General features: G+C 34.7%; 11 protein-coding genes. 3 read left to right on the plus strand and 8 right to left on the minus strand.

Annotation, left to right across the window (positions count from 1 at the left end):
- Positions 1 to 31: 31 nt before the first annotated feature.
- Positions 32 to 418 (minus strand): dihydroneopterin aldolase, encoded by a 387-nt coding sequence (gene folB, locus B5X64_RS05825; protein WP_079464565.1) that lies wholly within the window; start codon positions 416 to 418, stop codon positions 32 to 34.
- A gap of 54 nt (positions 419 to 472) precedes the next feature.
- Here folB and B5X64_RS05830 point away from each other — a divergent pair, with 54 nt between their 5' ends.
- Positions 473 to 673 carry a bacteriocin-like protein gene (locus B5X64_RS05830; RefSeq protein ID WP_079464349.1) on the plus strand — a complete coding sequence of 67 codons (201 nt, stop codon included), beginning with the start codon at positions 473 to 475 and terminating at the stop codon, positions 671 to 673.
- A gap of 61 nt (positions 674 to 734) precedes the next feature.
- On the opposite strand, the gene nadA is transcribed toward B5X64_RS05830, so the two are convergent.
- From nadA to B5X64_RS05845, 3 genes are all read right to left on the minus strand, one after another.
- A complete protein-coding gene (gene nadA / locus B5X64_RS05835) occupies positions 735 to 1,754 on the minus strand; it encodes a quinolinate synthase NadA (protein ID WP_079464350.1) in 1,020 nt (339 codons plus the stop codon).
- Positions 1,755 to 1,852: 98 nt separating this feature from the next.
- The gene (gene gmk, locus B5X64_RS05840) at positions 1,853 to 2,425 is read right to left on the minus strand and encodes a guanylate kinase (RefSeq protein WP_079464351.1); all 573 of its coding nucleotides are present in this window, start codon (positions 2,423 to 2,425) and stop codon (positions 1,853 to 1,855) included.
- Positions 2,426 to 2,525: 100 nt separating this feature from the next.
- On the minus strand, positions 2,526 to 3,383 hold the full coding sequence (locus B5X64_RS05845; protein ID WP_079464352.1) for a YicC family protein: 858 nt from the start codon (positions 3,381 to 3,383) through the stop codon (positions 2,526 to 2,528).
- Between the two features lie 241 nt (positions 3,384 to 3,624).
- On the opposite strand from B5X64_RS05845, the gene miaA reads away from it, so the two are divergent.
- The gene (miaA, locus tag B5X64_RS05850) at positions 3,625 to 4,545 is read left to right on the plus strand and encodes a tRNA (adenosine(37)-N6)-dimethylallyltransferase MiaA (protein ID WP_079464353.1); all 921 of its coding nucleotides are present in this window, start codon (positions 3,625 to 3,627) and stop codon (positions 4,543 to 4,545) included.
- A gap of 467 nt (positions 4,546 to 5,012) precedes the next feature.
- Here miaA and B5X64_RS05855 read toward each other — a convergent pair whose 3' ends face one another.
- The 4 genes from B5X64_RS05855 to B5X64_RS05870 form a co-directional block, all read right to left on the minus strand.
- Positions 5,013 to 6,425 carry an efflux transporter outer membrane subunit gene (locus B5X64_RS05855; protein WP_079464354.1) on the minus strand — a complete coding sequence of 471 codons (1,413 nt, stop codon included), beginning with the start codon at positions 6,423 to 6,425 and terminating at the stop codon, positions 5,013 to 5,015.
- A 282-nt stretch (positions 6,426 to 6,707) separates the two neighbouring features.
- Positions 6,708 to 9,890, minus strand: a complete 3,183-nt coding sequence (locus B5X64_RS05860) for an efflux RND transporter permease subunit (RefSeq protein ID WP_079464355.1) — start codon at positions 9,888 to 9,890, stop codon at positions 6,708 to 6,710.
- Between the two features lie 252 nt (positions 9,891 to 10,142).
- Positions 10,143 to 11,303 (minus strand): efflux RND transporter periplasmic adaptor subunit, encoded by a 1,161-nt coding sequence (locus B5X64_RS05865; RefSeq protein ID WP_079464356.1) that lies wholly within the window; start codon positions 11,301 to 11,303, stop codon positions 10,143 to 10,145.
- A 346-nt stretch (positions 11,304 to 11,649) separates the two neighbouring features.
- Positions 11,650 to 12,246: a TetR/AcrR family transcriptional regulator gene (locus tag B5X64_RS05870; RefSeq protein ID WP_079464357.1), complete on the minus strand. Its 597-nt coding sequence runs from the start codon at positions 12,244 to 12,246 to the stop codon at positions 11,650 to 11,652.
- 266 nt (positions 12,247 to 12,512) lie between these two features.
- On the opposite strand from B5X64_RS05870, the gene B5X64_RS05875 reads away from it, so the two are divergent.
- Positions 12,513 to 13,067, plus strand: coding sequence for a thioredoxin family protein (locus B5X64_RS05875; RefSeq protein ID WP_074230108.1), 555 nt, complete (start codon positions 12,513 to 12,515; stop codon positions 13,065 to 13,067).
- Position 13,068: the final 1 nt, after the last annotated feature.

Consider the following 13,068-nt stretch of genomic DNA (forward strand, 5'->3'; position numbering starts at 1 on the left):
CACTGTGTTTTGATTTTTTTAAAACTGAAAATTACTCATTTTCTATAATTCCGCCTAATAAAAAACTTTTTTCAAGTTCTATACTCGCTCCTTTCATTTCGCCTTTCATGGGTGGACTTGTTTTGGTAATTCTTAATTTAATGTAAGAAATCTGACTGAATTTTTCGTTTATTTTGGTAATGATTCTCCCTGCAACATGTTCCAATAATTTAGATTGAATTTTCATCTCATCATGAATGATTTCATTAATATCTGCATAACTGATCGTATCATTCAAATCATCAGAAACTGCAGCATCCCATAAATCTGTGTGAATTTCAGTATTTAAAATATAATAAGTTCCGATAATATTTTCTTCGGGAAGAACGCCGTGGTAAGCGTATATTTTTACATCTTCTAAAAAGATTTTGCTCATGATTTTATATATATAGACAAAAGTATTATATTTAATAACTAAACAAATCAAATAAATATGAAAAATCTTAAAAAATTAAACAGAGAAAAGTTGAAGTCTGTTAATGGTGGTGCCGTTTGTAATGAAAATTGCCCTCCCGGACCATACGGACCCGGTCCTGATTTTCCACGTTCATGTGAAGCGTACAATGCTTTACCAAAATGTTGCCAATCTAAAGTTTTAGTACATATGGATTGTGTAGATGGAGGTCTTTCATAAATGAAAATACTTTCTCAACGAAAAAGTAAAAGAGCTGTCTCAAGTGAGGCAGCTCTTTTTATTATTTAATACTTTTCGAAAGATCGAGCATTGCTTCAATCGGTTTCAAAGCTCTCAGCCGAAGTTCTTCTTCAATTAAAATTTCAGGAAGTTCATATTTCATACACAAATACAATTTTTCCATTGTATTTCGTTTCATATAAAAACATTCTGAACAGTTACAGCTTTCGTCAAAAACCAAAGCAGGAATCAATTCCTTGTGTGGTGCACGTTTTCTCATTTCGTGAAGAATTCCTTCTTCAGTGGCAATGATAAACTTCTGACAATCATCTTTTTCAACAAAATTTAAAAGGGCAGAAGTAGAACCGATGAAGTGAGCCAGTTTCAAAACAGCTTCTTCACTTTCAGGGTGTGCAATCATTTTTGCATCAGGATTGTCGGCAAGCTGTTGCGCGATTCTTTCCATTGAGAAAGCTTCGTGTACGATGCAGCTTCCGTCCCAAAGAATCATGTCACGACCGGTTTTTTTAGATAAATATCTTCCTAAGTTTTTATCCGGAGCGAAAATAATCGGTCGGTCAGTTGGTAAAGCTTCAATCACTGTTTCAGCATTTGAACTGGTTACAATAATGTCACTTTCTGCCTTTGTTTCTGCATTACAGTTGATGTAAGTTGCAATCAAAGCATTTGGATGCTGCTCACGCATTTTTCTCAAACCTTCACCTGAACAACCGTCTGCCAAAGAACATCCAGCCATCGTATCGGGAAGGACAACTTTTTTCGTCGGATTCAAGATTTTTGCAGCTTCTGCCATGAAATGTACTCCGCAGAATACGATCATATCAGCATCTGTATCTTTTGCCTGTCTTGCCAATTGAAGAGAATCTCCCAGGAAATCAGCAATATCCTGAATTTCTCCCGGTTGATAATAATGCGCCAGAATAACGGCGTTTTTTTCTTCTTTCAGTTGGAGAATCGCTTTTACTAGGTCTTCTCCTTGAGGAATGTCAATATCTTTCAAATCTAAAAATCCTTTTACAGGAAGGGTAGACTTAGCTTTTTCTAATGTTTCAGTGCTCATTTCAGCCTCAATGTTTTTCTTTTATAGAAGTTAGATTTTAGAAATTAGAAGTTAGTTTTTACACCAAATTTGCAGGTGTTTTTACTAACTTCTAATCTCTAACTTCTAGTTTCTTCTATAAAACTTTTTATTAAACTTTCTATTTCTATTTTTGCTTCACTCAAATCGCTGTTAATCACGATTTTGTCAAATTCTATAGCGTAGGTAAGCTCTTCTTCAGCTTTTTCTACACGCGTTTTTATGGTTTCTGCATCATCCGTCCCTCTCGAATTCAATCTTCGTTCTAATTCGGCGATCGAAGGTGGTTCTATGAAAATCGACAATGCTTTTTCTCCAAAATATTTTTTTAATGAAATTCCGCCTTTTACGTCTACATCAAAAATAACAACTTTTCCCTGACTCCAGATCTTTTCTACCTCAGATTTTAAAGTTCCGTAATATTTATCGGTATACACTTCTTCAAATTCTACAAAGGCATCATCAGATATTTTTTGTCTGAACTCGTCAGGTGAAATAAAATGATAATCAACAGTATGAATTTCACTTCCTCTCGGTTGTCTCGTTGTACAGGAAATGGAAAATTCCAATTCAGGAATTGCTTCCAACGAATGTTTTACTAATGTTGTTTTTCCACTTCCCGATGGCGCTGAAAATATGATAACTTTTTTCATTTGGTTGTTGGTGTTTAGTTTTTAGTATATAGCTTTTGAAGAAATTATATTTGATCACATTTTTCATCCAAAAACTAAATACTAAAAACTAACAACTAAATTATAATACGTTTAACGTTTGCTCTTTAATTTTTTCCAAATCATCTTTCATCATTACCACCAATTTCTGAATTTCAGCGTGATTGGCTTTTGAACCTAAAGTGTTGATTTCTCTTCCGATTTCCTGGGAAATAAAACCAAGTTTTTTTCCGTTAAAATCTTCATTTTCCATCACTTCAGAATAATATTTCAAATGTTGCGAAAGTCTTACTTTTTCTTCTGAAATATCTAATTTTTCTGTGAAATAAGCCATTTCCTGATAGAAACGAGTTTCGTCAACGTTTTCAAACTCTTTTAAAGTTTTCATGTAACGTTCTTTTACAGAATTAATTCTAACTTCCTCAAAAGGAATAACTTCTGAAAGGTATTTATCTATATTTTTGATATTTCTTTCCAATTCTTCGTGAAGAATTTTTCCTTCCGTTTTTCTGAATTCCTGGAATTTATCGACTGCCGTATTCACTATTTTTGCCAAAGCTTCCCACTCTCCTTCAGTTAATTCGTCAGGTCTTGATGTGATGGCATCCGGAAGTCTTACCGCCATTTTAAGGTATTCAAAATCAGGACCGTCTGAAGCGATATTTTTAAGCTCATTCATGTAAGAATCAATTAAACTTCTGTTGATTTTCACATCATTAGTTTCTTCAAGATTCTCAATGTTAATGTAGCAATCTACCTTTCCACGGATGATTCTATCGTTTAGAATTTTTCTTACTTCAAATTCTTTTTCTTTGTAACGTAAAGGAATTTTGATATTCAAATCAAAGCTCTTACTGTTCAGTGATTTAATATCTATAGAAATTTTCTTTCCTTCAAAAACACCTTCGGCTCTACCAAAGCCGGTCATTGATAAAATCATAGTTTTTTATTGTCGTACAAAGATAAACATTTCAATGCATGTGTTCTAAATATATTCAATTTTAACCACAAAAGTAACAAAAGACTTTTTTTGCTTTTTTTAGATATTTAAAAGTTCAAAAAAGTTTATGTACTTCTTTTTAAACTTTTGAAAAATTAAATATTTCTCAAGATTATTTTTTGTGACTTTTGTGGTTTAAGAAATTTAAAGTCAAAACAACTCAATTTCGTAAATTAGCAAAGTGAAAAATAAAAATTTGATTTCTGTTGTAGGACCTACCGGAATTGGAAAAACAAGATTGGCCATTGATTTAGCAAAACATTTCAGTACAGAAATTGTTTCCTGCGATTCGCGTCAGTTTTTTAAGGAAATGATTATCGGAACGGCTTCTCCGTCTGCAGAAGAATTAGCAGAAGCAACTCACCATTTTATAGGAAATCTTTCTGTTCAGGAATATTATTCAATTGGGCAATACGAGGAAGATGCCTTAAAAAAACTCAACGGACTTTTTGAAAAATATGATACTGTCATTTTGGTTGGCGGAAGTATGATGTATGAAAAAGCGGTGATTGAAGGTTTGAATGATTTGCCTGAAGCTAATGAAGAGAATCAAATTAAACTTCAGAAAATTCTCGATGATGAAGGAATCGAAAAATTGCAGGAAATACTGAAAGAATTAGATCCTGAATATTTTGAGGTAGTAGATTTTCATAATCACAGAAGGCTTTTACGAGCTATTGATGTGATTTGGCAGACGGATAAGAAATATTCTGAGTTGATTGCAATTTCACAAGATTCCCGAGATTTCAATATTATCCGAATCGGAATTGAAGCTCCGCGAGAGGAATTGTATGACAGGATCAATAGGAGAGTGGATTTGATGATGGAGAAAGGTTTGCTGGATGAGGCAAAAGGTTTAGAGAAATTTAAACATTTGACGGCTTTGAATACGGTTGGTTATTCTGAATTATTTAAATATTTTGATGAAGAATGGGATTTGGAATTTGCTGTTTCTGAAATTAAGAAAAACAGCCGGAGATACGCAAAACGTCAACTGACTTGGTATCGGAAAGCGGATGATATTCATTATTTGCAATTGGGATATTCTCCGGAGGATTTTGATGGGTTGATTGAATATATTAATGAGCAAACTCAAAAGTAATTTCTTTTTTTAACGCAAAGATTTATTTTTATTCTGAATATTTTTAAGGAGCAAAGAATGGAATCAAGAAAATTGATTCTGACGAATCTTTTTGTCTTAAGCGACTTTGTCGCTATCCTTTGCACCTCAAAACTATACTTCCTTAAAATAAAACTTTGCGTTAAAAAATTCTGCTCAGAATTTGTCATTCCGAAGGAATCTCAACAACGCAATTACAGAACTCTACAAATTAAGCTTAGATTCCACGCTCCACTTCGTTTCGCTCTGAATGACAAACTTTGTGTTTTTTTGTAGAATCTTTGTCATTCTGACGAAGGAAGAATCTCTGCAAATATTTTATATATTCTTCACTTCACTGTGTTCCGTTCAGAATGAAAGAGGGAATAATTAGTATTAAAAATTTAATTTTAAAACAAAAAAATGCGATCCCGAGAGACCGCATTCCATTAACAATATAATTAAATTTACTACTTCCAACCGCCTCCTAAAGCTCGGTACAGATCTACAATACTGCTTAATCTCTGTCTTTTTACCGACGCAAGATTCAGTTCAGCCTGTAGAGAATTTCCCTGAGCTGTGATTACTTCTAGGTAATTTGCCATTCCTCCTTTATAAAGCATTTCAGCGCTTTTAATTCCATTTTTCAAGGTTGTTACCTGTTCTGTTGCTTTCTGTTCCTGAACTTTTAAACTTTCATTAGAGACCAAAGCATCAGAAACTTCACCAACTGCATTCAAAACAGACTGACGGAATGCCAAAACGTTTTTCTCTCTCTGAATTTTAGCAACATTCAAATCTGTTTTCAACTGTCTTTTCTGGAAAATAGGCTGAGTCAAACCGCCCAAAACAGAACCGAATAACGAAGCCGGAATTTGAAACCAGTTATCAATTTTAAATGAATTGACTCCACCGTTTGCGGTAATTTTTAACGCAGGATACATATTTGCCTGCGCAATTCCTACCAAAGAATTTGATTCCAATAAAACCAATTCCTGCTGACGAACATCCGGACGACGACTTACCATCGCTGCTGGAAGTCCCGCTGAAATATCCTGTGGTAAAGAAGTGTCAGACATCTCAATCGTTCTGTTAACTTTATTCGGATTTTCACCTACTAAAATACTCAGAGCATTTTCCTGGATTGCAATATTTTGCTCCAATTGCGTGATCAATAGTTCTGTCGATTGTTTTTGAGCAGTCGCCTGCTGAACTCCCAAAGAAGTCGTGTCACCGCTTTGCCACAGTTTTTCTGTAAGCGAAAGCGTATTGGTGCTTAAATCTAAGTTTGATCTTGCGATCTGTAATTGTTTATCAAGCATCAATAAATTGTAATAACCCTGAGCAATCGCTGCGACAACCTGTGTCTGAATCGCTTTTGTCGCTTCATAAGTCTGCAGATACTGCATTTTTGAAACTTCCTGCTGATTTTTAATTTTCCCCCAAATATCTGCTTCCCAAGATAAATTAAATGCAGCATTATAATCTTCAACATGACTTTGACCTAAAAATAAATTTAAGCTTTGTCCATTCATGCTATTTTTTGAAGGTTTTGAGATTTGAGCCGAAACTCCGAAACCAACATCGGGATATTGAAGATATTTTGCCTGTTTCAGTTTTTCCTGTGAGGAAGCTACTTGTTTTAATGCAATCTGTAAATCGAAATTATTTTTAATTCCTTTTTCTATTAAATCCTGTAAAATGGGATCGTTGAAAAATTGTTTCCATTCTAAGTTGGCAACGCTTGCAGTGTCTGCGGTCGCGGTGTATTTGAATGTTTCGGGAAGTTCGGGTTTCGTTTCCTGATAGGCCAATTTCGGCACACAAGAAACTGCACCTAATGCAATCCCAAAAGCGATGATTATATTTTTTACTCTTTTCATAATTAAAATATGATATTTAAATTGATCACAAAACTTTGAGTAGTAAGCAAAGTTGTCTTTAGTAGGAGATAATATTTTGCTTGTTTTGAACCATTAAGGATATTTAAGAAGTTAAGTTGGGTTAAGAAAAATCAATAAATTTTTTAAGAATTGTACTTCAAGCGAAGCTCATCTTAATATTCTTAATAAAAATCTTAATGGTTCAGAAATTCTTAAAAATTAAATTTGAAGAAAAATTTTTGTACGAATTTCAAATCTCAAAGTTTTGTAAATCATTTTTTATTAATGTGCTGTTGCCAAAAGTTCTTCCTCCAATTTTTGTTTTTGAAGTCTTTTTTGTTTTCTGCTCGGCATTTTTTCATGTAAATATTGGAAGATGACATACATCACCGGAATGATAAAAATTCCGAAGACAACTCCTGTAAACATTCCACCAACGGTACTGATTCCGATAGAGTGATTTCCTTTTGCTGCTGCACCTTGAGTCCAAACTAGCGGTAACATACCGATGATGAAAGCAAATGAAGTCATCAAAATAGGTCTTAAACGTAATCTTGACGCCTGAAGTGCAGATTCAATCAATGTTTTTCCGGCTTTTCTTCGCTGAACGGCAAATTCTACAATTAGAATCGCATTTTTCGCCAACAATCCGACGAGCATAATTAAACCAACTTGAACGTAGATATTATTATCAATTCCGGCTAATCCTGTGAATGCAAATACTCCGAAAATCCCTGTAGGAATGGTCAAAATAACCGCAAATGGAAGAATATAACTTTCGTACTGAGCTGCCAATAAGAAATATACAAATAAGATACTTAGCATAAATACAAAAGCAGTTTGTCCGCCGGTTTTGATTTCTTCACGGGTAATCCCTGTCCATTCGTAACCATATCCTCTTGGAAGTGATTTTTGAGCAACTTCTTCTACGGCTTTAATGGCGTCTCCGGTACTGTAACCAGGTTTTGGAGTTCCGTTGATGGTTACAGCGTTGAATAAGTTATTTCTTGAAACCGTTTCCGGTCCGAAAGTTCTTTTTAAAGTCACCAAAGTCTTTACAGGAACCATTTCGCCTGATTTATTCTTAACATAAATTCCTTCCATAGAATTCGCATCGGTTCTGTAAGGAATATCTGCCTGAGCCATCACTCTGTAATATTTACCGAATCTGTTGAAATCTGAAACGAAACTACTTCCATAATAAATCTGCATGGTCTGCATCAATTCTGTAATAGAAACTCCCAATTGATTGGCTTTATCGGTATCTACATCAATGGTATATTGAGGATTTCCGGCTGCATAGGTTGTAAAAGCAAAAGCAATTTCCGGACGTTTCATCAATTCTCCAATGAAAACCTGAGTATTGATTCCCAATTGCTCAAAAGAGCCATTGGTCTTGTCCTGTAACATAAATTCAAAACCTGAAACGTTACCAAAACCTTGTACGGTAGGGAAGTTGAAGAAGAATGCATTGGCGTCTTTTACTTGTGCAACTTTTCCTGTTAAGGCTGCTGCAATCTGATCTGGATCTTTCATTTCTCCACGGTCTTCATAATCTTTCAGCTTAATAAAACCTGCAGAATATGGTGAAGCGTTGGCATTACTGATGAAATTCATTCCGTCGGCTACCCAAAGATGTTTTTTAGCTTTTTCACCGTTAATGATTTTATCAATCTGTTCGGTTGCTTTGTGTGTTCTGTCTAATGAACTTCCCGGTGGCGTATTCACTGCGTACAAAACAAATCCCTGATCTTCTGTAGGAATAAATCCTGTAGGAGCTTTATTGATCAAGAAAACACTTGCCGCTGTAATTACTGTTAAACCTCCCACCGCAAGCCATTTATTTTTAATTAAAAACTTCAGGCTGTAAATGTATTTTTTGGTCATATTATTAAAGCTCTTGTTGAAAGCGTTAAAAAACTTCGCTCCAAAACCTTTTTTCTGACCGTGCTCACCATGTTCTCCTTGAGGATCATTTAATAATAAAGCACATAAAGCAGGACTTAATGTCAATGCATTAATGGCAGAGATCAAAATTGCAATCACCAAAGTAAAGGCAAACTGTCTGTAGAAAACTCCTGCAGGACCTTGCATAAAACCAACCGGAATAAATACCGCACACATCACTAATGTAATAGAAATAATCGCTCCGGAAATTTCACTCATTGAATTTGTCGTCGCTTGCTCAACAGGCATTCCTGTCTGCTCCATTTTAGAATGGACGGCTTCTACAACGACAATCGCATCATCCACTACAATACCAATGGCAAGAACTAATGCGAATAATGTCAACATATTGATGCTGAAACCAAATAATTGTAGGAAGAAAAATGTACCGACAATTGCTACCGGAACGGCAATCGCAGGAATTAATGTAGATCTGAAATCCTGAAGGAAAATGTACACTACAATAAATACCAAAATGAATGCGATAATTAAAGTTTCTACAACCTGATGAATTGATGCATCCAAAAAGTCTTTAGAATTGTACATGATAATTGGCTCAACTCCCTTTGGAAGTGAAGGTTTCATCTGCTCAACCTGCTTTTCAATATCCGTTAAAATTTCGTTGGCGTTTGAACCAGCAGTTTGAAGAATAGCAAAACCAGCAACCGGTTTTCCGTCAACTCTATTCGCTGCCGTGTAGGTATATGAACCAAATTCTACCCTTGCAACGTCTTTTAATCTTAAAAATGAACCGTCACTGTTCGATTTGATGGCAATATTTTCGTAGTCTTCGTTTTTGTTTAATTTACCTTTATACTTTAAAATATATTCGTAAGTTTCCTTGCTTCCTTGTCCCAAACGTCCAGGTGCAGCTTCAAGATTGTGATCTTTTACTGCTGCTAAAACTTCCTGTGGTGAAAGGTTATTGGCTGCTAATCGATCTGGTTTTAACCAAAGTCTCATTGAGTAATCTCTTGTCCCGAAAACCTGTGCCTGAGCAACTCCGGGAATACGCTGTATTTGCGGAATAACGTTAATCTTCAGGTAATTCTGTAAGAAAAGTTCGTCGTATTGTTTCGGGTCATTACTCGAAAGACCCATAAACATGATCATACTGTTTTGAACTTTCTGAGTTGAGATTCCTGCCTGTATAACCTCCTGCGGAAGCTGGCTTATTGCTTTTGAAACACGATTTTGAACATTTACCGCGGCATTATCCGGATCTGAACCTTGCTTGAAAAATACACTCAAAGTCATTGATCCGTCGTTACTTGAATTGGAGGTCATGTATGTCATGTTCTCAACACCGTTCACGGCTTCTTCAATAGGAACTGCAACGGAACGGGCAACAACTTCTGCATTCGCTCCCGGATAAAATGCCGTCACCTGAACACTCGGTGGTGCAATATCGGGAAATAGCGTAATCGGAAGGTTGAAAACCGACATCGCTCCCAATAGCAAAAGTATGATGGAGATAACCGTAGAAAGTACCGGTCTATCTATAAATTGTTTTAACATAAGAAGTTTATTTTTTTAATGTTGTTTAAACTATGTTCTTACTACAAATCGAAGATTCGACGAAGTCAAAAGACACAATAGTTTTTAAACACATTAGTCACATTAAGTTTTAATTATTGCTTTTAAAAAGAACACATCAGTTTTGAAAATCTTTGATTTTCGTTTTTGTGAACTTTAAAATTTTAGTATTCTACTTTTTCAAACAGAAAAAAAATCTTTTGTGACTTTTGTGGTTAAAAGTTTAAACGGTTTTTACAATGGTCTTGCTTTCAAAAGACTATCAGAAGAAATATTTTTGGATTTGATGGAAACACCGTCTTTTAAGCTACCTAAACCAACATAAACTATTTTTTCACCTGCTTTTACACCATCAGAAATGAAGTAATAGTTTTCAGTTTTTCCTGAAATAGTGATGGGTTTGCTGGTCACTTTCTGATCTTTTCCAAGAACATAAACGTAAGTTTTATCTTGAATTTCAAACGTAGATTCCTGTGGAATGATTAATGCATTCGACATCAATTGTGGCATACGAATTCTACCTGTATTTCCTGTTCTCAATGCTCCGTTTGCATTTGGAAAAACGGCACGAACGCTTATTGCTCCTGTTGTTTTGTCGAATTGTCCGTCAACAATGCTCATTTTACCTTTTTCAGGATACGTGCTGTTGTCGGCAATCACCAAATCTACCATCGGCATATTTTTAAGTTTCTCGTTTAAAGTTGCTCCCGGATATTTTTTCTGGAAACCAATAAAATCAAGCTCACTCAAAGAAAAGTACGCGTAGATTTCACTAATGTCTGATAATAAAGTCAACGGGCTTGGATCTGTTCTTGAAATAAGACTTCCTTTTTTGTAAGGAATTCTTCCGATATAACCACTTACTGGTGCGGTAATCGTTGTAAATCCTACATTGATTTTTGCACCACCAACTGAAGCCTTCGCTTGTGAAGCTGCTGCAACGGCTGCTGCGTAATTTGCCTTTGCCGTTCTCAACTGTACTTCAGAAACTACTTTCGCAGATACAAGAGGTTCCAGTCTGTCAACCTCAACTTTTGCTTTTTGGATATTGGCATTGGCAACCTGTAAATTCGCATTTGCCATATTCATCTGCTCTCCGTAAGCTCTTGAATCTATTTTAAATAAAGGTTGTCCGGCTCTTACGTAAGCACCTTCTTCCACATAAATTTTATCTAAATATCCGTCAACCTGAGATCTGATTTCCACATTGTTTTTTCCTTCCAATGCAGTTGGGAATTCCTGATATATTGTTGCTGGAGATGTAGTAACGGTATAAACTGGCAATTCCGGAGCGGGTGGAGCAGCATTAGTGCCTTCTGCCGCTTTTGTGCAATTTTGTAAAAGAATGATACTCGATATAAGTACGATTAATTTTGCTTTTGCAGTTGTTTTCATTTTAAGTTTTATTTTTTTAATGAAGTGTTAATTTAAGTAATGTTGTTTTTTATTTTAAATCGCGTTATATTTTCTAACAGTGTTAATGAATGAGTTAAAAAAATTATCTGATTTAACTAGTGGTTTAGATTGTCATTTCCATGATTACAATTTTTGAGTTAAGTTTTGGTTTGAATGGTTTTGCGTGTTATTTTTCTTAACAGTGTTAATGAGAAGAAAAAAAAATTGCAAGAAATAATGTGAAAAAATCGTATTTCATTTTTTAAAGTTTTTTGTTTTAATTAAATTATGTTAATTATTCCGTGTTACTTTTCCTAACGGTGTTAATTTTTAGTTCAAAAAAAATTTACAAAGATTTAATAAAAGCCGAAACAGTTTCGTCTAAAGTTGTCTTATTCATCGTTGAAGGAATATCATCATTTCTCATCATCATGATCGAGATCAATCCGTGAACTGCAGAAAACAAAGCGTGAGAAGAGTGACAAGCACCGTCTTCATTCGATCCTTTTTTCTTAATAATTTCGTAAGTACAGTCGAAAATCATATCCTGAAAAGAAGAAAATTCCTCCTTCATCAAACCTTTTCCGCTACATTGCATCCCCAGACCAAACATGAGCTGGTAATATTCTTTATTTTTAAATGCGAAATTCCAATAAGCATCAACAATAGCTGTCAACTGATCTTCCGGAGTTTCATGTTTTTTCTGAGCTTTTAGTAATTCTATTTGAAGGCAATGAAACCCGTTGATAGAAATTTCATATAAAATCGCTTCTTTGTTTTCGAAATGATCGTAAACAACAGGAGCACTGTACTCAATTGCATCAGCTATTTTACGAATCGAAAGTGATGCCCAACCGTCAGTTTTAGCCAAAGTGAATGCAGCCTGCAAAATATTTGCACGGATAGATTCTTTTTCTCTTTGACGACGTTCATGTAAACCCATGATTTTATTTTACTAACAGTGTTAGCAAAACTACAAACATTTCAGTATACCAACCAAATGAAATTTTATATTTAATTTTTAAGGTAAGGCTTTGAAGAATTATTATAATTTGCTGGCTGCTGGAAAGATGGGAGTTGGCGATTATTTAGAGTAGTGTTTTTTTTATTATTGTAAAAATTAATTAATCAAATAGTCTACTTCAATTAAATTATTGTTTTAGCAACTACTAAAAGAAATCTTTATCTTTGTGGACAAATAAAAAAGATATGAATACTCCGTCAAATATGTTAGCATTAGGAACAAAAGCTCCTTTTTTTGAGCTTCCAAACCCTTCAAAAAGTAATGAAGTACAATCATTAGACGACTTGAAAGGTGAAAAAGGTACGTTGGTAATCTTTATGTGTAATCATTGCCCGTTTGTGTTGCATATCATCGATAAGTTGACAGAGTTGTATGAAGATTATAATGAGGCGGGAATTGAATTTATTGCTATCAATTCTAATAACGTAGAAAAATATCCTGCGGATTCTCCGGAAAAAATGATCGAGTTTCAAATCGAAAGAAAATTTGATTTTCCTTATTTATATGACGAAAGCCAAGCAATTGCAAAAGCTTATGATGCTGCTTGTACTCCAGATTTTTTCTTCTTTGATGATAAATTAGATCTTATTTACAGAGGTCAGATGGATGATTCAAGACCTGGAAATCATAAAGAAGTAACGGGGGAAGATTTAATTATTGCTTTTGAAAACCTTTTAATTGGTGAACCTCAGGAAGAAATTCAGAGACCGAGCATGGGTTGTAATATTAAGTGGAAATAAT

The organism is Chryseobacterium balustinum (assembly GCF_900168205.1).
Taxonomy (GTDB): Bacteria; Bacteroidota; Bacteroidia; order Flavobacteriales; family Weeksellaceae; genus Chryseobacterium; species Chryseobacterium balustinum.